The sequence below is a fragment of the Streptomyces sp. f51 genome (assembly GCF_037940415.1).
GTDB lineage: Bacteria > Actinomycetota > Actinomycetes > Streptomycetales > Streptomycetaceae > Streptomyces.
Genome location: NZ_CP149798.1, coordinates 2629648 through 2654260, shown reverse-complemented (window position 1 = coordinate 2654260; position 24613 = coordinate 2629648). Strand labels below are relative to the sequence as shown.

Below are 24613 nucleotides of genomic sequence, written 5' to 3'. Positions count from 1 at the left end.
GCACGTCCGGGGGTGTCGGCCCGCCCGGCCTCTCACTCTTCCGGGGCAGACAAACAGGGCGAAATAGTACAAATTCAATCAGGCTGGGTGCGGTGGTCCCGAAACCGCATCCGGAGGTCGACGTGCCGCGTCCGCTGCCCCTGAGGGTTCTCGCTCGCGGGGCCCTGCGCGGTCGCGTCCGTGACGGGGCGCCCCGCTGGCGCAGCGGCGCGGCCATGTTCACCTCGATGGCGGCGCTCGCCGCGACCTCCCTCGGACCGGGCCACGCGCTGGCCGAACCCCTGGTCTCTCCGTGCGCCCTGACACGGACCGGCGCGCACCACTCGGAGGGCGTGGACACCTGGAACGCCGCCTACGAGCGCCCCGCGCGCCCCCTGGACGCCGTCATGGTCTTCCTGTCCTTCCCCGACTCCGCCCCGCGCACCACGCCGGCCGAGCTGACGGGTGACTACTTCCCCGCCACCAGCCGCTTCTTCGAGCAGGCCTCCTACGGCCGGTTCACGGTCCGGCCGCATCCCCAGCGGGCCTGGATCCAAATGCCGCACGCCTCCACGTCGTACGCCATACAGCGCGACTGGGACGCCGGTGACCGGTCCGCCTATCTGCGCGACGCCCTCTCCGTGGCCGACCCGAAGATCGACTTCTCGCGCTACGACGTCGTGTACTTCGTCGCGGACCCGGACGCGCCGGGCGTCGACTCGGACGCCACGAAGGTCGTCAACCTGGACACACCGCTGCGCGCCGACGGCAAGGACATCAGGCGGGTGGTCACGGTCTTCGAGAAGCACCCGCCGGACCGTCTCGTCCTCGCGCACGAGACCGGCCATGTCTTCGACCTGCCCGACCTCTACCACCGCCCCACGGACGGCAAGGGCGACTGGGACACCTATGTGGGTGACTGGGACCTCATGGGAAGCCAGTTCGGCCTCGCCCCGGACTTCTTCGGCTGGCACAAGTGGCGGCTGGGTTGGCTGGAACCGCACCAGGTGGCGTGTGTCGTGGGCACCGGCGTCACCCGGCTGACGCTCGAACCGCTGGAGTCCGGCCCCGCCAGGCAGGCGGTGGGTTCGGCCGGCGCGAGCCCGGGGGGAGCGGTGGGTGCGGCGAACGGATCGGGTGTGTCCGGGGTGTCGGGCGCGGCGGCTTCGTCGAACGGATCGGGTGTGTCCGGAGTGTCGGGCGCGGCGGCTTCGTCGAACGGGGCCGACAACGCCAACGGGGCGGGCGGGGTGAGTGGGCCTGGTGCGGCCGGTGGCGCGAGTGAGAGGGAGGCGGGGTGGCAGGGGCCGCGGGTGCCGTCCGGCGCGCTGCGGGCCACCTCGCGTGCGGCGGGCGCGCCGCGCACCTCCCCGAGCGCGGTGGGTGTGGCCGCTCCGCCCGGTTCGCAGCCCTTCGGGGCCGGCCGGGGCACCAAGCTGGCGGTGGTCCCCACGGGTCCGGACAGCGCGATCGCCCTGGAGGCCCGCGGATCGGGGGGCAACGACAGCTCGACGTGCGAGCAGGGCGTCCTCGTCTACCGGGTCCGCAGCGGGACCGAGTCGGGCAACGGTCCCATCCAGGTCCTCGACGCCCACCCCCGTACCGAGTCCTGCTGGGAGGACTCGGTGTACCCGCCTCTCGCGGACGCCCCCATGCGGCTCGGCGAGACCTTCAAGGTGCCGGGCGCGAACGTCAGCGTCCGAGTGGAGGACAGGACGGCCTCGGGATCCTGGACGGTGAGGATCACGACGGGCTGAGCGGCCGCCGTACTCGCGGGGCGGAGGCGGGAGGCGGAGGTGAGGGGTGGTCGAAAACGACGAGAGCGGGACGATCGCGTCTCCGCGAAACATCCCGCTCTCGTTGGCGTGCGCCGCCAGGGACTCGAACCCCGGACCCGCTGATTAAGAGTCAGCTGCTCTAACCAACTGAGCTAGCGGCGCCTGCTGACGTCGTAGACCTTAGCATCCTGATCGGCGCGAGGAAAAATCGATATCCGTACCGCCGCCGAGGCCGCGGCGCGGGCCGCCCGCACGGCTGCCCAGAGCAGGATCTCGGGGCCGGGGAGCCAGGGCAGCCGGGTGTCGGGGGCGACCAGCCAGCGGGATTCGGCCCGGACGGCCTCCGGTCCGCCCACGCCGGGGCTCAGTGGTGGCACGGTGACCGCGTCCCCCGTGCCGTGGCAGAGGAGCGGCGGCACCTCCCGGCACCGCCCCACCCGCCGGTGGTACCCGGAATCGACGCCACCACCCGTCCCGCCGCCGACGACCTGGCCTCCGGCTGTCCCGCCGTACCCGGCACCCCCGGCTCCGACTGGCCCGCCGTACCCGGCGCCCGCGCCCCCCGGTGTCCCGCCGAACCCGGCATCCGCGCTTCCGGCCGTCCCGCCGTACCCGGCGACCTGGCCTCCGGCCGCCCAGCCGTTCCCGGCAACCTCAGCCCCGGCTGTCACTCCGGCCCTCGTGCCCTCGGCCGTCCGGCCGCATTCCGCGCCACCGGATCCGGCCGCCGTGCCGCACCCGGCACCCCCGGCTCCGACTGGCCCGCCGTACCCGGCGCCCGCGCCTCCGGCCGTCCCGTCGGCCCCGGCGTGTCCACCGCGCTCCCCGGTGCCCTCGGGCTCCGGCGCGGCCGTGCCCCATTCCTCCCACTCCATGAGCGAGGGGAGTCGCTGGGCGGTGCCGGGGGCGGCGAACAGCAGGATCCGGCCGCGGTAGGCCGCCACCGGGCCCGAGCCCGGGCCCTCGTCCCAGAGCCGGTCGAGCATCCGCCGTCCGAACAGCGCCGAGGCGCTGACGACGTCGAAGGCGCTGCCGCAGAGCAGGACGACCGGGGCGTCGGGCCGTTCCCGCCACAGGGCGAGCGTGCTGCGCGGATACGCTCCCGCCGAGGCGAGCCAGGCGGCGCCCTCGGCCGTGACGCCCGAGACGTCCAGCCGCTCGGGCGGCATCGCTCCGGGGCTGTGCGGGCCGCTGCTCGACGGGTTCCGTGTGCTGCTCATGCCGGATACATCTACCGGCGGTGAGCACCCGGCCCCGGAGGGTTGCCGGAAACCGGGACAGGCGGGGGTGAGGTGGAGTATCTTGCCCGGCTGGCATATGCCAGGGCGTGGACGGGGCGAGGCCGGCCGTCCGGCCCGGGCGGTGCGCCTCAGAGCGTGTCGGTCACCCCGTGACCGTGTCCGCTGCCCTCCGCGCCCCGCAGCAGGTCCTGGCCGAACTCGACCATCTTCTTCGCGTAGTCCTCGGTCCATTCGGCGCGCTCGGCGATCGAGGCGGTGGTCAGCCGGTCGAAACGGCGCGGATCGGCGAGCTGCGCGGCCGCGATGGCCTGGAACTCGACGGCCCGGTCGGCGGCGGCGCGAAACGCCTGGGCCAGCTCGGTGGACCGGTCGAGCAGCGCGCGCGGATCGTCGATCGACTCCAGGTCGAAGAAATGCTCCGGATCCCCGGCGGCCTCCGCGGGCTCGAAGAGCAGGGGCGCGGGGCGTAGCCGCGGTTCGTTCCGACGCGGCGTGGGCTCCGCCATGTCTTCTCCTCCTCGTACGGTTCGGGGCCCCTCTCGGAAAAGGGCCACCGTCCATTGTCTCGCGCCCGCGCAAGTGGGCCCGAAGGGGCGAGCGGAGCGCCGCTCAGGGCCGCCAGGCGACCCGGTGCTCGGCCAGATGCGACAGCACCGAATGATTGGCCTCCCAGCCATCCGGAAACTTCACGGTCACCCCCAGCTGTACGGGCTCGGTCGACGGGTGGTCGTCCAGCAACTCCGTGATTCCTTCCCGGCAGATCACGATGCACGCGTGCCGGTGCCGGGAGGCGAGCACGCACAGACGTCCGGTCTCCAGATGGAACGCCGTGGCGTCGGGCCGCCCCGACAGCGGATGCAGGACCACCGTGACGTCGAACTCCCGTCCCTGGAGCCGGTTCGCCGTGTCCACGGTGACGTCCGTGACGCCGAGAGCGGCCAGCGCCGCCCGTACGGCCGCGGCCTGGTCGCGGTGCGCCGTGCCCACCGCGATCCGCTCGGCGGTCAGCGGCACCGGTTCCTCGGCCCGCTCCGACGTGGCCGCGCCGCCCCGGTCCAGCAGCCGCCGTACGACCCCGGCCACCGCCCGGACCGCCTCCGGGTCCGTCCGCGGAGTGTGCCGGGCCGGCAGCTCCAGCAGGCCCCAACCGGACTCGGCCGCCTCGTCGATGACCCGGTCCGTGCCCGAACCGTCCGAAGGGACACCGAAGTTCAGCCGCCGGTCGCCGTGCCCGGTGCCGCTGCGGAACGGTGTGTACGGGTAGAAGGCACCTGAGACCAGGGGTGCGGCCGACGCGGGCAGCCGCCAGGACACCGGCAGCCGGTGCTGCGGCAGCTGCGGGTTGTGCGCGAGCAGCGTGCTCACCGCGGACGCGGACGGATCGTACGAGAGCCCCGCCCACTGCTCCGCGCCGACGATCGCGAACGGGTCCAACTGCCCGGGGTCGCCCACGAACAGCGCCCGTTCGAAGAGCCCGGCGACGGCGAGGAGCGCGTCCGAGCGCATTTGGTACGCCTCGTCGACGATGGCGTGGCGCCACGGCTCGACGCCCTTGACGTGGGCCCACTTCGCCGCCGTCGAGACGACGACGTCCAGGCCCGCCAGATCGGCCGCCTTCGTGGACTTGCGGACCTGGTCCAGGCCGTCGAGCGCCTTGTCGTACGGATCAGAGTCGCTGCTGTGCAACCGCCCGACAGGCAGGCCCGGTTCCTTCTCCGCGAGCCGCAGCACCAGATCGTCGACCTGGGCGTTCGTCTGCGCGATGACCATCAACGGGCGCCCCGCTGCGGCCAGTTCGAGGGCGGCGCGGACGACGAGCGTCGACTTTCCCGCGCCCGGAGGGGAGTCGACCACGACACCGCGGTCGGTGCCGTGCAGGGTGTCGCGCAGGATCGCGTCGGTGGCGTGGGCCGCCTCGGCGCCCGGGTCGAAGACGGCGGTCACAGGACGTCCTCCTCGGTCACCGGGTCCGGCAGCGGCTGGGCGTCGGGCTCACCCGGCGGCCTTCCGTGCGTCCACGGCGTCTCCTCCGGGTCGGGCAGCTTGGCGCCGCCGCGCTGCTCGTGCTCGAAGAGGGTGAAGCAGACGAGGTCCCCCTTCTCCGGCACGGAGCCGGCCTCGGGCTCCTTGCCCCGCCCCATCTTGTCGGTGATCCGCAGCACCACGGCGGCACCCTCGTCGTCGTACCCCACGAACTCCGCGGCCTGGGGCTTCCCGCCGAGCGAGCGGTACACCTTCGCCCGCTCGCCGAGGTGCGGGCGGTCGTCCGTGCGGACGGTGACCAGGGGGCGGGGGCTCGGCCGCTTGCCCTCGCTGTACGCCATCACGACCTCGGTGACCTCGCCCGCGAACGCCTCCCCCGCGAGCCGGCGGCCGGCCATGACCAGCGGGTCGTCGAGAGCCTCCTGCGCGTCCAGGCGCGCCTGTTCGCGCTCGCGCGTGGCCAGCTTGTTCGCCGCGGTGACCGCGTCGTCGCGGCGCGGCTGCGGCGGCTCGCCCGCCACGACCCGGTCGCGGTGCCCGGTGAACGACCAGCGGTCGCGGGTCCACCGGTCGGCGGCGTGCGCCCCCTCCGGCAGCGCCCGCAGCAGGTCGAGCCCGCGCCAGACCGCGTCCCAGGTGGGCCGGGTCACGCTCGCCACCAGGGCGCGGATCTCCCGCTCCGCCGCGGTGAGTTCACCGAGCCGGTCGTCCGCCTCGACGCCGTCCTCGGCGGCCGCGAGCGCCGTACGCGCGCGGTCGTAGCGTTCGATCGCCGGGGCCAGCAGCTGGTTGTCGAAGGCCGGGTCCGTGGCAGGTCCCGCGGGCGGGCACACGAGCTGGCCGCGCGCGTCCCGCTGGAGCTCGGCCCGCACCGCGGCCTCGGCGCCCGCTGCGCCCTCCGGCGGATCGAGCCAGGCCAGCAGCGCGCCCAGGTGCTGGTCCTCCAGGCTGCTCTGCCCGGTGGCCCAGTGCCGGGACAGCACATCGGTGAGGGCGAGGAGCAGGGCGGAGCCCGGCACCCGGGCGCGCTCCCCGAAGTGGGTCAGCCAGCGCCCGAACAGCGGGACCCGCGGCGGCGCCGGATGCGGTGTCTCGGGATCCTGCTCGGCGGTGCGCCGAAAACGGGTGGAACGCCCGAGGAGCCGGACGAACTCGATGCCGGCCCGCCCCGGCACGATCAGCTGCGGCGCGTCCGCGCACAGCTCGACCTCGACCTTGACGCGCTTGCCCGTCTCCGGGTCCGTCTCGCTGCGCTCGGCGGCCTCGACCACGTCCGCGTACGCGTCGAGGTACGGCAGGACGACGTCCGCCAGGTCGGCGAGGAACGCGAAACGCAGATCGCGGTCGCGGGGCTGCGGCACGACCAGCAGCCGGGGCGCGTCCCGGTCCGTGCCGACGAGCGCGCCGAGCGGAGCTCCCGCCTCGCCCGCCGTGGTCAGCGGCACGAACACCAGGGGCCGTGCGGAGAGATGGCGGTGGAGCACGGTCGCGGCGGGCTGGGCCCGGCCGCTGTCGACGGCCTCCAGCCGGGCGAGAGCGGTGATCAGAGACATACGTCCGCCTCCCGGCCGTCCGCGACACCCGGCGCGGGCGCGTCGGGCGCGCCCGCGCCGGAGGATCCGGGCGTCCCGACCGCGGGTGTCCCGGCTCGGGGCGCCCCGGTTCGGGGTGCACCGGGGTGCGGTGGGCCGGTCGCAGGGTCCGGGGATCCGGGTGTCCCGACCCCGGCGGTCGTGGATGCGCCGGTCGTGGGTGCGCCGGTCCGAGGTGCCCCGGCTCGCGGTGTGCCGGCTTCCGGGGCGGGGGACGCGGGTGCGGGCACGGTGGGGGGCACGGTGGGGGGTGCGGCGGGGGAGCCGCCGGCGGAGCCCTCGCGGTTTGCCGTGAGGGCTTCCCGTACGCCGGTCGGTGCCGCCACCGCGGCCGGTACCGGGGCCTCCGCCGTCCGGGCGCGGGCTCGGGCGGCCGGGCCGCCCAGGGCCTCCGCCCGCAGCACCGCCGCGCGTCTGAGGGCGGCGACGGCGGGGTCCTCGGGGTCGCCCGCCCTTCCGTGCGCCGCGGCCAGGACGTCCGGGACGGTCGTCAGACCGCCCAGCTCCGCGCGCAGCGAGCGGCCGAGCGAGGTCACCGCACCCTCGGCGCGCGAGCGGGCCCGGCAGTGGAAGGCCAGTTCGCAGGCGGCCAGGCACTCGGGGGCGTAGGTCGCGGGGACCGCCTCGACGGCCGTGATCAGGTCCTCGGCGGGCAGGCCGGGGGAGAAGCAGAGGCCCTCGGGGAGCGCGGCGGCGATGTCCTCGACGCGGGTGAGCCGGGCGAGCTGGCGGCGGGTGACCGCGCGCTGCTTGCGCACGTCGACGGCCGAGGCGGCGGGGAGGTTGGAGAAGTCCTTCGGGCAGACCAGCAGGACACGGTGGTGGACCCGGGGTGCGGGATCGAGGCGGGCCGCGACCTCCTCCAGGGCCAGGACGTACACGGCGGACTGGCGGGCGGCGGCGCCCACCTTGGCCGGGTCGGCCGAACCGTCCAGCATCGGGAACGACTTGATCTCGACGACCGTCCAGCCGCCGTCGGGGTGCACGACCACGGCGTCGGGTTCGAGGAAGGCGGGGGAGCCCGCCACGTCCAGGGCGAGCATCGGATGGTCGAGCAGGGTCCAGGAGCCCGCCCCGGTGGCCTCCCGCAACGCCAGTTCCGTACGGGCCGTGCGTCCCTCGGGTCCGATCGCGGACAGGTCGGGCACGGCACCGGTGCCCGGCGGTACGGCGCCCGGGTCCAGTTTCTCGTGCACCAGCCGCAGCAGCTCGGCGCCGCCGTCGGCCTTGACCCGCGCCTCGAACGCGTTGCCCCGCATGAAGGCGAACTGCGACATCCCGAACGCGGACGGCGAGCCGATCGCGTCGGCCAGTCTCGCCTTGTCGACGCCCACGCCGTCCAGGAGGGCCCGCCGGTCGCACCCGGGGTTGGCGGCCAGCGCCGCGAGGGCGCGGGCGTCCAGCGCCTTGGGCGCGGTGTCCGGACCGCGCAGCTCAGCGAGCTGCTGACGCAGCGCTGTCCCCCGCGTCCGTGGGAGCGGCACCCGGCTCGGCTCCCGGCCCGGGTCGGGACTCGCGCTGTCGGGGAATTCGTTCACCCGTGGAAGTCTGGCACCCCGCACTGACAATCGCGGAACCCTCGCCCCCCGAGGCACCCGTGACCCACGGGGCACGGATCTTCAGCAGGGTCCGCAGACGGTTCGCCGCCCGCATCACGAGCGGGGTCAGCAGCAGGCCGGCCCCCATCACCGCGACGCCCGCGACGGCGTCCAGGAAGTAGTGGTTGGCGGTGCCCATCACGACGATGGTCGTGAACAGCGGATAGACCACGCCGGCGACCTTGGCCGCCGGGGTGCGGCCGTGCCGCCACAGCATCACTCCGCACCACAGCGCCCAGCCCACGTGCAGGCTCGGCATCGCCGCGTACTGGTTCGTCATGCCGCCCATGCCGCGCGGGGCGCTCGCCTCGGCGCCCCACCAGCCGTAGTTGCTGTACTGCGCCATCGTGTCCACGAAACCGTGCTCGGGCGCCAGCAGCCGGGGCGGGCAGGTGGGCAGCAGGGTGAAGCCGATCAGGCCGATGAGCGTGGAGGTCATCAGCCAGGTGCGGGCCGCGCGGTAGCGCACGGTCCGGGAGCGGAACAGCCATATCAGGATCGCGGGCGTGACCACGTAGTGCAGCGAGGCGTACCAGAAGTCGGCGGGTATCCCCAGCCAGGCCTCCCGCGTGAACAGCCGGTTCAGCGGGTGCTCGGCGTTGAGGTGGAGGACCTTCTCGATCCGGAGTATCTCCAGGCCGTGATCCGTCGCGCCGTCCGTGTCGCCCCGGGCGAGGAGCCGGCCCGCGGTGTACGCCGCGTACACGAGGACGATCAGCGGTACCTCGGTCCACCAGCGCAGACGGACCGGCGACGCGGTGGACCCGCGGAGCGCGGTCCACCGGCCCGACCGGGCGCGCGGTGCCGCTTCGGTACGCGGTGCATCGGTCTGCGGCATCCGATCGCCCTCCCCCATCTGCTCGTGCCCTCTGCTCGTGGTGACCAGGCGGTCCGTGGCCACCCCGGGATTTTACGGTGCGGGCGAACGCCCCGAAGGAGCGCCCCGGATCTCAAGGACGCGGAGATCGCCCCCCGGGTTGCCCGGAGCGCGGGTGAGCGATGATGGAGTGACCCACTCCTCAGTCGTCCACGAGTGAGCCGACCCTCTCATTCGTGCCGCCGTCCCGGAAAGGCTCCTCGTCATGGCACCGCGCATCCTGCTGGCCCGGCACGGACAGACCGAATGGTCGCTGTCCGGAAAGCACACCGGCAGGACCGACATCCCGCTCCTTGAGGAGGGACGGCGCGGCGCCAAGCTGCTGGGCGAGCGACTGCACCGGCCGCCGTTCGACGCGCTGGCCGGCGCCGAGGTGGCCACCAGCCCGCTCTCGCGCGCGAGCGACACGTGCGAGCTCGCCGGTTTCGCGGAGCGGGCGGCCACCTGGGACGCGCTCATGGAGTGGGACTACGGCGCCTACGAGGGCATGACCCCGGCCGAGATCCAGGACATCCGTCCCGGCTGGTTCATCTGGCGCGACGGGGTTCCCGAGGGGGAGACCCTGGAACAGGTCACCGCGCGCGCGGACGAGGTCGTCACCCGGGCCCGCTCCGAGGACCGCGATCTGCTGATCTTCGCCCACGGGCACATCCTGCGTTCCATAGGCGCCCGCTGGCTCGGGCTTCCGCTGGACTTCGCGGCCCGCATCCGTCTCAACCCGACCTCGCTGTCGGTGCTGGGCTGGGCCTACGGGGAGCCGGCGATCGAGGTGTGGAACGACTGCGGGCACCTGAGCGCCTGACCGGCGCCCCCGCCGTCCCTCACGCCGTGCGGGGCAGGCTCGCGTGGCGGTCGAGGAACGCCGAGACGCCCGAGGCCCTGCGGTGCGGGAGCAGGACGCGGGCCGTTCCCGCCAGCATGGTCTGGATACGGGAGGACTGGACCTCGTTCAGCAGGTCGAGGACGCGCAGGCCGGCGACGGCGGCCTCGTCCGGGCGGCCGCCGCGGGCCAGGTCGTCGGCGAGCTCGGCGGTGTAGAGGGCGATGTTGCGCGTGAAGTGCGGGTCCTGGAGATGGGCGGCACGGCGTGCGTGGCGGGCCGCCCGGGTCCAGTCGCCCAGCGTCGACCAGCACTGCGCCTCAAGCCCCTCCAGTTCGGCCTCTCCGTAGAAGGTCATCCACTCGGGGTCGGTCTCCGCGGGGCCGCGTCCGTAGAGGGCCTGCGCGCGGGCCATCGCCTGCTCGCAGCCCCGGCGGTCGGCGAGCCCGGCCCAGCCGCCCGCCTCGCGCAGCGCGAGCAGGGAGAGCAGCCGGGAGGACCCGAGGGGACGTGCGGCGCGCTGGGCCGCCTGGGCCGCGCGGACGGCCTCGCGCGGGCGCCCCGCGTCACGGGCCAGGAACGCCGTGTTGCAGAAGGCGTGCGCCTCCAGACCGGCGTCGCCCGCCATCCGGGCGGTCGCGAGGGCCTCCGCGTAGTGCGAGCGCGCGTCGTCGAAACGCCCGGAGTCGTGGGCCAGCCAGCCCACCGAGATGGCCAGTTCGCCCGCCCCGGAGTACAGCCGGTCGGCGGTCGTCTGCCGGGTGGTGCCCGCGTCGAGCAGTTCGTACGCGGTGCGCAGGGGGGCCGCGGCGCGTCGGTAGAGCCCGTCGGCGCCGTGTCTGTCGTCGAGCAGCCTGATCCTGCGGACGGCCTCTTCGAGGGCGCCCGCCTCCGACGTACCCGCCCGGTGGACGCGTCGTTCGCAGGCCGCGGCGCTGCCGCCGAAGGCGCCCGCGAAGGGTCCGAGCGAGGCCGCCGCCACGGTGGCGGTGCCTCCGGTCATGAATGCGCGACGCTGCACGTCGCTCTCCTCGTGGTTCTGATCGCGTTTGTCGTACGGGTCGTACGGATCCCAGGAGTGGTGCGGGTCGTACGGATCGTGCGTGCTGTGCGGATCGTGCGGGCTGTCCGTGTGGTGCGCGGTGCGCGTGCCGTACGGGGCCGGGAGGTGGAGCGGACCCGGTGCCTCATACGTCCCGTGCGCCCCGTCCGTCTCATAGGGGGCGTGTGGAGGGTTCGTGGAGTGCGCGAGGGGCGGATCCGCCGTGTCGCGCGCCCCGCGTCCGCGTACCCATGAGCGGGGCGTGAACCCGAGGTCCGTCAGCGTGCGGCCGGGAAACATGTGCAGGAACACCCGCTCGTACGCGTAGTTGGGACAGCGGATCTCGCCCGCCTCGACGCGCCCGATGTAGCGCGCGTCGCAGCTGACCCTCTCGCCGATCTCGCGCGCGGCCCTCCGCACCAGCGCGGCGAACTCGCCCGGGGAGCGCTGACCGCGCAACCGCCGGAAGGCGAGATTCGGCCGTGCGGGCCGGGGGGACGGGGACGAGGTCACCGATGACGACGTCATGGCCGGGCCCTCTCTTGCGAACCGTCGAACCACGCCGGAAACGGGACCGAGTTGACCGGGTTGTGCCCGGTAGGTGCCCTGCTTCCGGCGGGCAAGAACGTACCTGGTGTGACAACGTCGCCACGCTGGGTTTGGCTACAAACCGGATATCTCATCCCTGATCTGCCATGAACTGCCATCCTTTGTGGCGGAGTTTCGCCGTAGCCGTTGACGTCCTGGCGCGTTGAACCGTGCGGACCGGGAGCCGCCCGAACTCCCGACCCACTCGTCATGAGGAGGGGTTCCGTTGGAGACCGGGATGCAGATCACGCAGAGCACCCAGTTCCGTACGCCGCCGTCGACCGCGCAGCACAGGCCGTCCCCGGAGTGCGGCGTACCGCTGCGGCCGGCCGGCGAGTGCGACCTGGTGACGGTCCCGGCCCGCCAGGGGCTGGAAGCGGTCGACATCCTGCGCCGGGGCGCGGCCGACCTCGTGGGGCCCGTCCTGCACGACGGCGGCGGCGACACCCTCGGCTTCCTGGTGCCGCCCGGCACCGCGGACGCCTGGGACGTGCCCGGCAGCACCTGTACGCAGACCAACGGCCGCGGTCTGCGGCCGGCCCCCGAGCCCCCCGTCGAGGGATCGGACTGGCTGCTCCCGCCCGGCGACGCGGACCTGGCGACCGATCCGGCCGTCCTGCGGGCCGCGCTGGGCGAGGCCGCGCGGCTGATCGAGGCGGCGGACGGCTGCCGGTGAGCGGGCCGGGCGCCCCGGCCACCGGTCGCTGAGCCGACCCGTCCCCGCGCCCCGATAATGGGCGGATGGGACGGGCGAGGAATCAGCGGGCGGACGAGGGCCGCGACACCGGGCGGGGCGGACGGCGCGGACAGGGCGCGGCCGAGGCGGTCGTGCAGGCCGTCGACGGAGGGCTCGCCGAACTGCTGCCCGACCGGGACCGGGCGCGCGCCTGGACCCTGCTCATCGACGGCGCCCCGCAGTCCCACGTCGACCTCGACGACCCCTCGTACCTGAGCTTCGAGTACCAGCGCCGCCTCGGACACGTCATCGACCTCCTCGCCCCGGCCGGCAGGCCCGTACAGGTCGTCCACCTCGGCGGCGGCGCCTTCGGCCTGGCCCGCTACACGGCCGCCACCCGCCCCCGGTCCACCCAGCAGGTCGTCGAACGCGACGCCGCCCTCGTCCAACTGGTGCGCCGCGAACTGCCGCTGGACCCGAACGCCCGGATCAGGGTGCGCTCCGTGGACGCCAGGGAAGGTCTCGCGAAGGTGCCGGACGGCTGGGCCGACCTGGTCATCGCGGACGTCTTCAGCGGCGCGCGCACACCGGCCCATCTGACGTCCGCCGAGTTCGTCACGGAGGTCCGCCGGGCGCTGAAGGACTCCGGGGTCTACGCCGCGAACCTCGCCGACGGCCCCCCGCTCGCCCATCTCCGGGGCCAGATCGCCACCGTGGCCTCCGTCTTCCCCGAACTCGCCCTGGTCGCCGACCCGACGGTGCTGCGCGGCAAGCGCTTCGGCAACGCCGTCCTCGTCGCCTCGGGACTGCCGCTGCCCGTGGCCGAACTGACCCGCCGCGCCGCCTCGGACCCGCATCCCGCCCGGGTCGAACACGGCAGGGGACTCCTGGACTTCACCGGCGGCGCGGTACCGGTCACGGACGCCGTCGCGGTCGCCTCACCCGCGCCGCCGCCGTCCGTGTTCCGCTGACCCGGTGCAGGCGAGGCGCGCGGACCGGTTCAGTACGTGCCGATGTCCACGTGCGGAGGCCCGTCGTGCCAGTCGCAGAACACCGACACGCGGTCGGCGCCCGAGCTGAACTCCACCCGGATCCACGTCTCGGTCTTCCACACCTGCATCGACCAGCCGGTGTTGGGCGTCGCCGACACCAGCGTCCCGTACGTGGCGGCGATGTCGAAGACCACCCGGCCGCCGTCGGAGTCGTAGCTCTTGACCTGCCCGGAGGAACTCGCGGACGCCGACGGCGCCGTCGGGGCCGGTGACGGACTGCCGCTCGCCGGCGCGGACTTCGAGGGTGCCGAGCTCGGCCTCGGGCTCGCGGACGGCCTGTCCGGAGCGCCCTTCGACGGCTCGGCCCGCCGCGTCGAGGAGGCCAGGGGTCTCGTCTCCTTCGCGGTCGCGCCCGCCACCGTGATCGGCAGGGCACGCGGCGGGTCGTAGGCCGTCCCCGTCATGACGGTGTGGACGCCCCACCACGAGAGCGTGACCGCCGCGCCCGTGGCGAGCGACCACGCGAGTACGTGTACGAGTCCTCTGCGCATCGCGGCCATACTGCACCACGAGCACCACGGGTGTCTCACGGCCCTGGCAAGATCTGGGATGTCCCCGCCGGGCCGGGCCGGGATTGTCCACAAGTGCCTGATGAGGGTTGTCCACAGGCGCCGGACGGCCGCGCCCGGATGGCGTACGGTGCCGCCCATGGCAAGTGTGCTCGTTGTCGAGGACGACCAGTTCGTACGCTCGGCGCTCATCCGGCATCTGACCGAGGCCGCGCACATCGTGCGCAGTGTCGGCACCGCCCTGGAGGCGCTGCGCGAGGTCGCCCACTTCCCCTTCGACGTCGTGATCCTCGACCTCGGACTGCCCGATCTCGACGGGTCCGAGGCGCTGAAGATGCTGCGCGGGATCACCGACGTCCCGGTGATCATCGCCACCGCGCGGGACGACGAGACGGAGATCGTCCGGCTGCTGAACGCCGGTGCGGACGACTATCTGACCAAGCCGTTCTCGGTCGAGCACCTGTCCGCGCGCATGGCCGCGGTCCTGCGCCGCGCACGCACCACCGCGGGCGAGGCCCCCGTGTCCACGGTCATCCGGGTCGGCGGCCTCGCCATCGACCCGCTGCGCCGCCAGGCGGAACTGGACGGCGTACGACTCGACCTCACCCGGCGCGAGTTCGACCTGCTCGCCTTCCTGGCCGGCCGCCCGGGAGTCGTCGTACCGCGCAGGGAACTCCTCGCCGAGGTCTGGCAGCAGGCCTACGGCGACGACCAGACCATAGACGTCCATCTCTCCTGGCTGCGAAGGAAGTTGGGGGAGACGGCGGCCCGGCCGCGCTATCTGCACACCCTTCGGGGCGTCGGCGTGAAGCTGGAACCGCCGAGAGCGGAGCGGCCGCTGTGAGGTGGGCACTGGTCAAGGTGTGCGTCGCGGTGACGACGATGGTCGTCGTCGCCTTCGCCGTCCCGCTCGGCCTGGTCATCAAGGAGATGGCGCGCGACCGGGCGTTCTCGAACGCCGAACGGCAGGCCGCCGCCATCGCGCCCGCGCTGTCCATCACCACCGACAGGGACGAGCTGGAGCGGGTCGTCGCCTCGGCCGGCTCGGACGCGGGCATAGCCGTTCACATCCCCGCGGGGGACGGCAAACCGGCGGTCGAGATCGGCGGGCAGCGCGCCCTCGGCAAGGACATCGCCATGACCCGCAGGCTGGGCCGGGCCTCCACCGCCGAGGTCCCCGGCGGCTCCGCGCTGCTCCAGCCCATCGCGCTGAGCTCCGGCGAGATCGCGGTCATCGAGGTGTACGTCCCCGAGGCCGAGGTCAGCAACGGCGTCGGCACGGCCTGGGCGGTCCTCGCCGCGGTCGGGGTCGCCCTCGTCATCGGCTCCGTCGCGGTCGCCGACCGGCTGGGCGTGCGGATGGTGCAGCCGGCCCAGCGCCTCGCCGAGAGCGCGCACGAACTGGGCGAGGGGAAGCTGGGCTCCCGGGTGCCCGAGGAGGGGCCGACCGAACTGCGCCTGGCCGCCGTCGCGTTCAACTCCATGGCCGATCAGGTCGTCCAGCTGCTCGCCAACGAGAGGGAGCTCGCCGCCGACCTCTCGCACCGGCTGCGGACACCGCTGACCGTGCTCCGGCTCAACACCGCCTCGCTCGGGGACGGGCCGGCCGCCGAGCAGACCCGCACCGCCGTCGAGCAGCTGGAGCGCGAGGTCGACACGATCATCAGGACCGCCCGTGAGGCCAAGCCGCAGACCGCGGCGATCGGCGCCGGGGCCGGGTGCGACGCGTCCGAGGTCGTGCGGGAGCGCATGGACTTCTGGTCGGCGCTCGCCGAGGACGAGGGCCGCAAGGTGCGGGTGGCCGGCGTGGACCGGCCGTGCCGCATACCGGTGGCCCGCGCCGACCTCGCCGCCGCGCTGGACGCCCTCCTCGGCAACGTCTTCCGCCACACCCCCGAGGGCACGGCCTTCGCGGTCGACGTGCACAACGCCGAGGACGCCGTGATCGTGCTGGTGTCGGACGCGGGCGCCGGGATCGCGGACCCGGAGGCCGCGATGGCCCGCGGACAGGGCTCGGGCAACGACGGCTCCACGGGACTCGGCCTCGACATCGTGCGGCGTCTCGCGGAGTCGACGGGCGGGGACGTACGGATCGGTTCCTCCGTGCTGGGCGGTACCGAGGTGCGCATCTGGATCCAGCTGGACGGCAGGGCCCCGGTCCGCGCCGGCCACCGCGGCAGCGTGCGCCGCCGCAGACGCGGCGCGTCCGTGAACTGACACGCTGTGGGCGCCTCGGCGCGCCCGCGCGGGCCCACGGCACACGCCGGGAGGTCCGGTGGCGTGCACCGGGAAGGCCGGTGGCGGACGTCCGGAAGACCGGTGGCAGGCGCCGGGACGGCTGGTGGCAGGCGTCCGGAAGGCCGATGGCAGGCGCCGGGACGGCTGGTGGCAGGCGTCCGGAAGGCAGATGGCGCGCGCCTGGAGGCCCGGTGGCGTGCCCGGAGGGCCGGTGGCACACGCCGGGAAGGCCGGTGGCGTGCGCCGCGCGGCACCGCGCCCTGCTCCGGGCGGACTCGCGGCACGGGCTCCGCAGGCCGCCAAACCGCCCACATTGGTCTCGACCTTTAACGGGTCCCTTTGGCTTCCTTAAGCGGACCCTAAGATCGCCAACCGGCGTCCGGATCAAGCGGTTTGACCGATTCCGCATCGCTAGCGTGGTGCCCGCACCCCCTGGGGCGACCCCAGCGAACCCCCGTGAATCCGCGAAGGCAGGCACACGCGATGAGCAGCACGCACCGGCGCAAGGTCAGTGGCAGGAACAAGGCGATAGGCGGCGTCGTCGCGGCGGCCGTGGCCGGCGGAGGTGCCCTCCTGTTCACCGGAATCGCGAACGCGTCGAGCGTCGGCGCCGCCTACACCAGGACCAGCGAGTGGTCCACGGGGTACACCGCGCAGTACGTCGTCTCCAACGACACGAACCAGCGCAAGCCCGACTGGAAGCTGGAGTTCGACCTGCCCGCGGGCTCCAAGCTCGGCTCGCTGTGGGACGCGACCTCCGCGGTGAGCGGACAGCACGTCACCGTCACGCCCCCGTCCTGGGACAAGGACGGCCTGGCGGCCGGAGAGTCCCTCACCGTCGGCTTCGTCGTGAACGGCACCGCGAACCCAACCGGTTGTGTCATCGACGGCACCAGCTGTTCGGTGGACGGCGGAGCGACGCCCGAGCCGAGCGGCCGCCCGACGCAGACCGCGACCCCGACGGCCGCCCCCACCCCGACCGCGAGCGCGACGCAGACCGCGACCCCGAAGCCGACGGCCACCGCGACCGCCACGCCCACCCCGACCCCCACGCAGACCTCGGGCAGCGGCACCACGGCCACCGCCGGCTTCGCGCCCTACGTCGACACCTCCCTCTTCCCGGCCTTCGACCTGCTGAAGGCGGCCGACTCCACCGGCGTGAAGAACTACAACCTCGCGTTCGTCACCGACGGCGGCGGCTGCACCCCGAAGTGGGGCGGCGTCAGCGACCTCTCCAGCGACGCGGTGGCGGCGCAGATCGGCGCGCTGCGCGCCAAGGGCGGCGACGTCCGGGTCTCCTTCGGCGGGGCCTCCGGCTCGGAGCTGGCCACCACCTGCTCCTCGGCCGACACGCTGGCGGCGGCGTACGGCAAGGCCGTGGACGCCTACAAGCTCACGAAGGTCGACTTCGACGTCGAGGGCGGCGCGCTGCCCAACACGGCCGCGAACACCAAGCGGGCGCAGGCCATCGCCAAGCTCCAGCAGCAGCACCCGGGCCTGGACGTGTCCTTCACCCTGCCGGTCCTGCCCCAGGGCCTCACCCAGGACGGCGTGAACCTGGTCTCCGACGCCAAGGCCAACGGCGTGAAGATCAGCACCGTGAACATCATGGCGATGGACTACGGCCCGGCGTTCAACGGTGACATGGGCGACCTCGCCCAGCAGGCCGCCACGGCCACGCAGGCCCAGATCAAGAGCGTCCTCGGCCTGTCCGAGAGCACCGCGTGGAAGACGGTCGCCATCACCCCGATGATCGGCGTCAACGACGTGTCCTCGGAGATCTTCAAGGTCGACGACGCCTCGCAGCTGGTCTCCTTCGCGCAGTCCAAGGGCATCGGCGGGCTCTCGATGTGGTCCGCCGCCCGCGACAAGCAGTGCGCCGGCGGTGCCAAGAACACCGCGGACGCCACGTGCAGCTCCATCGTCCAGGGCGACAGTGCCTTCTCCAAGGCGTTCGCCGCCTTCAAGTAGCCATCGCGAAACGGGGGTTGCGCGCCCCGGCCGGACTTCTCCACCTTCCACCCCCCACCCGGCCGGGGCCGCGCGACGACACGCGAAGGGCCTGGGCCCCGTCCGGAGATCACCGGACGGGGCCCAGGCCCTTTCTGCTGCACGCCGCCGGCAGGCCGGAGCGCGGCACCCCCCTCGGGTGCCGCGCTCCGTGTCCCCCGTGGCCCCCGTGTCCCTGGGGGCCCGCCTACTCGGCGGGCGTCACCGGCGCCAGCGTCCCGCTGCGGGCCGCCTTGCCGTACCAGTGGGCGCTCGACTTCGGGGTGCGGACCTGCGTCGCGTAGTCGACGTAGACCGCGCCGAAGCGCTTCTCGTAGCCGTAGGCCCACTCGAAGTTGTCCAGCAGGGACCACAGGTAGTAGCCGCGGACGTCCGCCCCGTCGGCGATCGCGCGGTGCACGGCGGACAGATGCCCGTGCAGGTAGGCGATGCGCTCGGGGTCGTGGACACGGCCCTCCGGGTCCGGCTTGTCGTCGTAGGCCGCGCCGTTCTCCGTGATGTACAGCGGCAGGCCCGGCGCCTCACGGGTGTACCGCATGATCAGCTCGTGCAGCCCCGTCGGGTCGATCGTCCAGCCCATCTCCGTGCGGTCGCCCGGGGTCTGGTGGAACATCACGTCGTCCGCGCCCGGCCAGGGGGAGTGCGCGCTGGAACCGTGGCCGTCCGCGCGCGGACCGTCCGTGGGCGCCGCGGCGGCCGAAACCAGCGTCGGCGTGTAGTAGTTGAGGCCGAGGGCGTCCAGCGGCTGGTGGATCAGCGCGAGATCGCCGTCCTGGACGTACGACCAGTCGGTGATCGACCGGGTCGCGGCGAACAGGGTCTGGGGGTAGGCGCCGTGCAGCATCGGGCCGTGGAAGACGCCGTTGGCCAGGTCGTCGATGCGCTGGGCCGCGTCCAGGTCCGCCGGGTCCTGCGAGACGGGCCGCACCGGGCAGGAGTTGAGGCTCACCGCGACCGAGTTGCGGGACGGCATCACGGAACGGAGCGCCGAGGTGCCGAGGCCGTGCGCCAGGTTCAGATGGTGCGCCGCGCGCAGCGCCGCCGCCGGGTCGGTGCGGCCGGGGGCGTGCACCCCGGAGCCGTAGCCCAGGAAGGCGCTGCACCAGGGCTCGTTCAGCGTGATCCACTGCTCGACGCGGTCACCCAGCGCCTCGCCCACGATCTGCGCGTACTCGGCGAAACGCAGCGCGGTCTCGCGCTCGGGCCAGCCGCCCGCGTCCTCGAGCTCCTGCGGCAGGTCCCAGTGGTAGAGGGTGACGGCCGGCTTGATGCCCTTCGACAGCAGCTCGTCGACCAGACGCCGGTAGAAGTCCAGGCCGCGCTGGACGGCGGGGCCCCGGCCGGTGGGCTGCACCCGCGACCAGGAGACGGAGAAGCGGTACGCGCCGAGGCCGAGGTCCGCCATCAGGGCCACGTCGTCGCGGTAGCGGTGATAGTGGTCGACAGCGATGTCACCGTGCTCGCCGCCGGCCGTCTTGCCAGGTGTGTGGCTGAAGGTGTCCCAGATGGACGGCGTTCGGCCGTCCTCCTGCACCGCGCCCTCGATCTGGTAGGCGGAGGTAGCCGCACCCCAGAGGAAGGCCGGAGGGAAACTCACGGGCGTTGCGGACTCAGGCATGGAAGCGCTCCCAAGGGGGTCGTGAAGACCGACGGGTTGGAGGTGGTCACGTGAAGAGGCGGCACTGAGGGGCCGAGGCGGCGCTGGCCCGGCCCCCGAGGGGGCGGTCAGCCCTTGATCGCGCCCTGCATGATCCCGCCCACGATCTGCTTGCCGAACAGGAGGAAGGCGATGAGCAGCGGCAGCGTGCCGAGCAGCGCGCCCGCCATGATGACGGCCTGGTCGGGGATGTAGCCGGTGCCCAGCGAGTTGAGGGCGACCTGCACGGTCGGCTCCTGCTGGTTCAGCGCGATGATCGGCCACAGGAAGTCGTTCCAGGCCATCACGAACGTCAGCAGGCCGAGCACCGCCATCGCCGGGCGCGCCGCCGGGAAGACGACGTGCCAGACCACGCGCAGACTGTTCGCCCCGTCCACCCGCGCCGCCTCGATCAGCTCGGAGGGCAGTGCCTGCACCAGGTACTGGCGCATGAAGAACGTGCCGAAGGCGCTCACCAGGGTGGGCAGGATGACCGTCTGGAGCTGGTTGGACCACCCCAGGTTGCTCATCCACAGGTACAGCGGTACGACGGCCAGCTGCGGCGGAATCATCATCGTGCCGATGGTGAGCAGCAGCAGGAGTCCGGAGAACCTGAACCGCAGCTTGGCGAAGGCGAACCCGGCGAGCGTGGAGAACACGACCGTGCCGAGGGTGATGGTCCCGGCGACGATCGTGGAGTTGACCATCGCGGTGCCGAGCCCGGCCTGGTCCCACGCGGCCTGGAGGTTCGAGAACAGGTTCCCGCCGAACCACAGGGGCGGCGGTGACTGCGCCAGCCGCGTGTTGTTGCGCGAGGCGGCGATGGCCGTCCAGACCAGCGGAGCGAGCGAGACCAGTGCGAAGACGGTCAGGACGACATAGGTGACCGGACCCGCGTGCAGCTGCTTGCCCGCGCCGAGCACCCGGCGGCGTCCGGGCTCGCGCTTGTCCGGAACCGGCTTGGCGTCCTCCGGCGTGACGGTCAGTTCAGTCGTGGTCATTGGGATTTCCTCAGCCGTCGGGTGATCAGCAGGTTGATCGCGGCGATGATCAGCAGGATGAGGAACATCGTCCATGCGATCGCCGAGGCCTTGCCGAGGTTGCCGATGCCCCAGCCCTGGTCGTACATGTAGAGGCCGAGCGTCTGGTACTGGTGCGCGGAGCCGCCCTTCGATCCGCTGACGCCGCCGAACAGGAGCGGTTCACCGAACAGCTGGGTCGCGCCGATCGTGGACACGACCACGGTGAACAGGATCGTCGGCCGCAGCATGGGGATCGTCACGTGGCGGAACTGCTGCCAGCGGCCGGCACCGTCGAGCGCGGCCGACTCGTACAGGTCCGTGGGGATCGCCTGCATCGCGGCGAGGTAGATCAGCGCGTTGTAGCCGGTCCACCGCCAGATCACGATGGAGGAGACGGCGAACTGCGAACCCCAGTCGGACTCGCGCCAGTTGATCGGGTGGACCCCGACGAAGTGCAGCAGCCAGTTGACCATGCCGCCGTCCCACGAGTACAGCAGCGTGAAGACCAGCGTCGCCGCGGCCACCGAGGTGGCGTACGGGGTGAGCATCACGACCCGCCACACGGTCGAGCCGCGCAGCCGGTAGTTGAGCAGGTGGGCGATCCCGAGGGCCATGAGCAGCTGCGGCACCGTGGAGATGACGCCGATGCTGAACGTGTTCTCCAGGGCGTTCCAGAAGAACTCCGAGGACAGCAGGTTCTTGTAGTTGTCCAGACCCGCCCAGGTCTGGTGGTCGAGCCCGGAGAGCTGCACATTGTGCAGCGAGTACCAGGCCGTGTAGAGCAGGGGGAAGAGCCCGAAGGCTCCGAAGATGATGAAGAAGGGGGCGATGAATGCGTACGGCGACGCCTTCATGTCCCAGCGGTACAGCCGGCTGCGCCAGGAACCCGGGTCCTGCGCGGGCCTACCGCGTCCCTGAGCGCCCCGGGCCGCGCCCGGCTGTGAGCCGGGCGCGGCGTCGGCGCTCGTCGCGGGTTGCGCGAGAGCCTGCTTGGGGCTGGTCACTGGCCGAGCACGTCCTTGATCTCAGCCTTTGCCGCGTCCCAGCCCTGGGCCGGGGTCTTGCCCTTCTGCTCGACCTGGAGGATGCCGACGTCCGTGATCGCGGTGCCGATCGGCTGGTCCTTGGTACCGAAGTACTGGACCGGGATGGTCTTCGCCGAGTCGCCGAAGATCTGGGTGATCGGCGCGTTGGAGAAGTAGGCCGTGGTGTCGGCGGCCGGCGTCAGGTTCGCGTACGCCGACGGGGTCGACGGGAAGCTGGCCTGCTTGGCGAAGACCTTCGCCTGCTGCTCGGGCGCGGTCAGCCACTTGGCCAGGGCGACGGCCTCCTTCTGGTGCTTGCCCGCCGTCGGCACGCCGATGAACGAACCGCCCCAGTTGGCCGCGGTCGGCGCCGCCGCCACGTCCCACTTGCCCTTGCCCGAGTCACCGGACTTCTGCTCGATGTAGCCGATCATCCACGCGGGACAGGCCACGGTCGCGAACGAGCCCTTGGCGAAGCCCTGGTCCCACGTCGGGTCGAACTGCTTGAGCTTCGCCGACATGTTGCTGGTCGCCACCTCCATGGCGGCGTTCCAGGACTTCTTGACACCCGTGGACTTGTCCCAGATGACGTTGCCGTCCTTGTCGTAGTACCGCTGGCTCTCGCCACCGAGGGCCGCGTTGTACACCGAGGAGGCGGAGTCCACGAACTTGGTGCCGCTGGGCGCCTTCTTCATGTAGTCCTTGCCGACGGCGACGTATTTGGCCCAGTCGCCCTTCCACTGCGCGGCGAGCTTGGTGCGGTCCGTCTCCAGACCGGCCTTCGCGAACAGGTCCTTGCGGTAGCAGATCGCCATCGGGCCGATGTCGGTGCCGAGCGCGATCGTCTTGCCGTCCTTCGTGGTGCCCTGGGCGGTCTTCCAGGGAAGCCACTGCGACTTGTCGACGTCCTTGCCGAGGTCGACGAACTTGTCGGCCTGGGTCTGGACGGCCTCGGTGATGTTGCCGACCTCGATCGCCTGGATGTCGTCGGTGCCGGAGCCGGCCTGGAGACGCGTGAGCGTCTTGGGCCAGTAGACGTCGGTACGAGTGGTGACGTTCTCCTTGATCGAGATGTTCGGGTGCAGCTTCATGTACTCGTCGTAGAGACCGGCCTGCTTGTAGCCGAAGACACCGAACGTGCCGATGGTCAGCTGCGTCTTGCCGCCGCCACCGCCGTTCGAGTCCGACGTGCCGTCGTTCGAGTCCTTGGAGCAGCCGGCCAGCAGCCCTGCGGTCATCGCTGCGACGGCCGCTATGGCCGCCAGTCTGCGGGACCGGCGGGTACTCGTACGCATTGCGTCCTCCTGTTGCCTGACGTGCCGACCCCCCGGCCAACTGCATTGGTGGCGCCCGTTGTTTCTCGCTGCGGCTCGGGCGGGGAACGTGCGGGTTGTGTATGTGTCAGGTACTGTGGGAGCGCTCCCACCAGTGATGTGTTGAAGAGTCGCTGGTTCGGGCGGGGGTGTCAAGGGCGGGGGAGCGGAGAGATGCGTTCAGTTATCGGCCTGTTAGCTGAAGATGTCATTCCGCCACATGGCCGGAAGCGTCTCACGGTCCGCCGGGCGCCCGAAGGGGAGCCGCCGGCACGGTGACGGCCACCCGGCCGCGGCCCAGCGGCGCGAGCCCCGCCGATCGGGGCTGTTAGATTCCAGGCCAACTTGGTGTCAACGGGAGGCGGAGGCCATGGCAGTCCACGGAGCGCGGGGCCGCAGCGGTGGGCGGCCGACCCTCGAAGAGGTGGCCGCGCGCGCGGGAGTGGGCCGCGGCACGGTCTCCCGGGTGATCAACGGATCCCCCAGGGTCAGCGACGCGACCCGGGCCGCGGTCGAGGCGGCGGTCGCGGAGCTCGGATACGTCCCGAACACGGCGGCCCGCGCCCTCGCGGCGAACCGCACGGACGCGATCGCCCTGGTCGTCCCCGAACCGGAGACCCGCTTCTTCGCGGAACCGTACTTCTCGGACATGCTGCGCGGTGTCGGTGCCGAACTCTCCGAGACCGAGATGCAGTTGCTGCTGATATTCGCGGGCAGCGACCGGGAGCGGCAGCGCCTGGCCCAGTATCTGGCGGCCCATCGCGTGGACGGGGTCCTGCTCGTCTCGGTGCACGCCGACGACCCGCTCCCCGATCTGCTCTCCCAGCTGGAGATCCCGGCCGTGATCAGCGGTCGGCGCTCCGCCGAGGAGACGCTTCCGTCGGTGGACTCGGACAACTACGGCGGCGGGCGCGCGGCCGTGGAGCACCTCGTCTCGCGGGGGCGCGGCAGAATCGGCCACCTCGCCGGCCGTATGGACGTCTACGGCGCCCAGCGGCGCGTCGACGGCTATCGCCAGGGCCTGCGGGACGCGGGCCGCGAGGTGGACGAACGGCTGATCGTCCCGGGCGACTTCACCGAGGAGGGGGGCCGGCGTGCCATGACCCTGCTCCTCGAGCGCTTCCCCGACATCGACGCGGTGTTCGCCGGTTCCGACGTGATGGCGGCGGGTGCCCGCCAGGTGCTGCGCGAGAGCGGCCGGCGCATCCCGGACGACGTGGCGCTCATCGGCTACGACGACTCCGCGATAGCCCGTCACATGGACCCGCCCCTGACCAGCGTCCGCCAGCCCATCGAGGAGATGGGCCGGGCGATGATCGACCTCCTCCTCGGCGAGATCGCGGACCGCCGTCCCGCGGCCTCCCGGGGCCTGGAGAAGCGCCAGCTGGTGCTGCCCGCGGAACTGGTGGTACGAGCCTCGTCCTGAGCCCGACGGGCCCGCTCCCCGGGGTCTCACCGGACCGGGCCCGGTCCGGCGGGGCCGTGGGTGTGTCGGCCGGGTTCGTGATGTCCTGCCCGCCGGGTCCTGTCCGGCGGGTCCGTTGTCGGGTCGGCCGGGGCCGCGGCGTCCTGCCCGGCCGTGACCTCGTCGGGTCGGGGTGGCGCACCGGCGTGTCGGCCGGGGGCGGGGTCCG

18 protein-coding genes, 1 tRNA gene and 3 pseudogenes are annotated in these 24613 nt (G+C 72.9%); 8 read left to right on the top strand and 14 right to left on the bottom strand.

The features are described 5' to 3' along the window. Positions 1-122: 122 nt before the first annotated feature. Positions 123-1736 carry a M6 family metalloprotease domain-containing protein gene (locus WJM95_RS11635; RefSeq protein ID WP_339135491.1) on the top strand — a complete coding sequence of 538 codons (1614 nt, stop codon included), beginning with the start codon at positions 123-125 and terminating at the stop codon, positions 1734-1736. A 109-nt stretch (positions 1737-1845) separates the two neighbouring features. Here WJM95_RS11635 and WJM95_RS11630 read toward each other — a convergent pair. The 8 genes and pseudogenes from WJM95_RS11630 to WJM95_RS11595 all read right to left on the bottom strand — a co-directional run bounded on the left by WJM95_RS11630 (position 1846) and on the right by WJM95_RS11595 (position 9009). Then, positions 1846-1919 (bottom strand) — tRNA-Lys (locus WJM95_RS11630). Further along, positions 1910-2176, bottom strand: a pseudogene (locus tag WJM95_RS11625) (hypothetical protein); the annotation flags it as partial. The pseudogene WJM95_RS11625 and the gene WJM95_RS11630, both read right to left, overlap by 10 nt. Positions 2177-2611: 435 nt before the next feature. Then, positions 2612-2926, bottom strand: a pseudogene (locus WJM95_RS11620) (hypothetical protein); the annotation flags it as partial. Positions 2927-3126: 200 nt separating this feature from the next. After that, entirely contained in the window at positions 3127-3504 is a 378-nt protein-coding gene (locus WJM95_RS11615; RefSeq protein WP_339129517.1) for a hypothetical protein, read from the bottom strand. 103 nt (positions 3505-3607) lie between these two features. Beyond that, positions 3608-4942, bottom strand: a complete 1335-nt coding sequence (locus WJM95_RS11610) for an AAA family ATPase (RefSeq protein WP_339129516.1) — start codon at positions 4940-4942, stop codon at positions 3608-3610. Further along, the gene (locus tag WJM95_RS11605; protein ID WP_339129515.1) at positions 4939-6534 is read right to left on the bottom strand and encodes a hypothetical protein; all 1596 of its coding nucleotides are present in this window, start codon (positions 6532-6534) and stop codon (positions 4939-4941) included. The genes WJM95_RS11610 and WJM95_RS11605 overlap by 4 nt, the downstream gene beginning before the upstream one ends. Positions 6535-6953: 419 nt before the next feature. Continuing rightward, positions 6954-8057: pseudogene (locus WJM95_RS11600) on the bottom strand (hypothetical protein); the annotation flags it as partial. Beyond that, entirely contained in the window at positions 8008-9009 is a 1002-nt protein-coding gene (locus WJM95_RS11595; RefSeq protein WP_339135489.1) for a phosphatase PAP2 family protein, read from the bottom strand. The pseudogene WJM95_RS11600 and the gene WJM95_RS11595, both read right to left, overlap by 50 nt. Before the next feature lie 244 nt (positions 9010-9253). On the opposite strand from WJM95_RS11595, the gene WJM95_RS11590 reads away from it, so the two are divergent. After that, positions 9254-9850, top strand: coding sequence for a histidine phosphatase family protein (locus WJM95_RS11590; RefSeq protein WP_339129514.1), 597 nt, complete (start codon positions 9254-9256; stop codon positions 9848-9850). 19 nt (positions 9851-9869) lie between these two features. Here the strand turns inward: WJM95_RS11590 and WJM95_RS11585 are convergent, their stop codons facing one another. Continuing rightward, positions 9870-11438 (bottom strand): hypothetical protein, encoded by a 1569-nt coding sequence (locus WJM95_RS11585; protein WP_339129513.1) that lies wholly within the window; start codon positions 11436-11438, stop codon positions 9870-9872. A 298-nt stretch (positions 11439-11736) separates the two neighbouring features. Between WJM95_RS11585 and WJM95_RS11580 the strand changes: the two genes are divergently transcribed. Next, positions 11737-12174 carry a hypothetical protein gene (locus WJM95_RS11580; protein ID WP_339129512.1) on the top strand — a complete coding sequence of 146 codons (438 nt, stop codon included), beginning with the start codon at positions 11737-11739 and terminating at the stop codon, positions 12172-12174. A 65-nt stretch (positions 12175-12239) separates the two neighbouring features. After that, complete coding sequence (locus WJM95_RS11575) at positions 12240-13145, top strand: fused MFS/spermidine synthase (RefSeq protein WP_339129511.1); 906 nt, start codon at positions 12240-12242, stop codon at positions 13143-13145. Between the two features lie 29 nt (positions 13146-13174). Here the strand turns inward: WJM95_RS11575 and WJM95_RS11570 are convergent, their stop codons facing one another. Further along, positions 13175-13717 carry a hypothetical protein gene (locus WJM95_RS11570; RefSeq protein ID WP_339129510.1) on the bottom strand — a complete coding sequence of 181 codons (543 nt, stop codon included), beginning with the start codon at positions 13715-13717 and terminating at the stop codon, positions 13175-13177. A 157-nt stretch (positions 13718-13874) separates the two neighbouring features. Between WJM95_RS11570 and WJM95_RS11565 the strand changes: the two genes are divergently transcribed. The 3 genes from WJM95_RS11565 (at position 13875) to WJM95_RS11555 (ending at position 17944) form a co-directional block, all read left to right on the top strand. Continuing rightward, on the top strand, positions 13875-14579 hold the full coding sequence (locus WJM95_RS11565; RefSeq protein WP_339129509.1) for a response regulator transcription factor: 705 nt from the start codon (positions 13875-13877) through the stop codon (positions 14577-14579). Further along, positions 14576-15952, top strand: coding sequence for a HAMP domain-containing sensor histidine kinase (locus tag WJM95_RS11560; protein WP_339129508.1), 1377 nt, complete (start codon positions 14576-14578; stop codon positions 15950-15952). The genes WJM95_RS11565 and WJM95_RS11560 overlap by 4 nt, the downstream gene beginning before the upstream one ends. A 504-nt stretch (positions 15953-16456) precedes the next feature. Beyond that, positions 16457-17944 carry a cellulose binding domain-containing protein gene (locus tag WJM95_RS11555; RefSeq protein WP_339129507.1) on the top strand — a complete coding sequence of 496 codons (1488 nt, stop codon included), beginning with the start codon at positions 16457-16459 and terminating at the stop codon, positions 17942-17944. Positions 17945-18170: 226 nt separating this feature from the next. Here the strand turns inward: WJM95_RS11555 and WJM95_RS11550 are convergent, their stop codons facing one another. The 4 genes from WJM95_RS11550 to WJM95_RS11535 all read right to left on the bottom strand — a co-directional run bounded on the left by WJM95_RS11550 (position 18171) and on the right by WJM95_RS11535 (position 22961). Beyond that, on the bottom strand, positions 18171-19601 hold the full coding sequence (locus WJM95_RS11550; RefSeq protein WP_339129506.1) for a GH1 family beta-glucosidase: 1431 nt from the start codon (positions 19599-19601) through the stop codon (positions 18171-18173). Between the two features lie 107 nt (positions 19602-19708). After that, entirely contained in the window at positions 19709-20620 is a 912-nt protein-coding gene (locus WJM95_RS11545; protein ID WP_339129505.1) for a carbohydrate ABC transporter permease, read from the bottom strand. Beyond that, positions 20617-21645 (bottom strand): sugar ABC transporter permease, encoded by a 1029-nt coding sequence (locus tag WJM95_RS11540; protein ID WP_339129504.1) that lies wholly within the window; start codon positions 21643-21645, stop codon positions 20617-20619. Before WJM95_RS11540 ends, WJM95_RS11545 begins: the two co-directional genes overlap by 4 nt. Further along, complete coding sequence (locus WJM95_RS11535; protein ID WP_339129503.1) at positions 21642-22961, bottom strand: ABC transporter substrate-binding protein; 1320 nt, start codon at positions 22959-22961, stop codon at positions 21642-21644. The genes WJM95_RS11540 and WJM95_RS11535 overlap by 4 nt, the downstream gene beginning before the upstream one ends. A 388-nt stretch (positions 22962-23349) precedes the next feature. Here WJM95_RS11535 and WJM95_RS11530 point away from each other — a divergent pair, with 388 nt between their 5' ends. Next, entirely contained in the window at positions 23350-24405 is a 1056-nt protein-coding gene (locus WJM95_RS11530; RefSeq protein WP_339129502.1) for a LacI family DNA-binding transcriptional regulator, read from the top strand. Positions 24406-24613 lie beyond the last annotated feature (208 nt).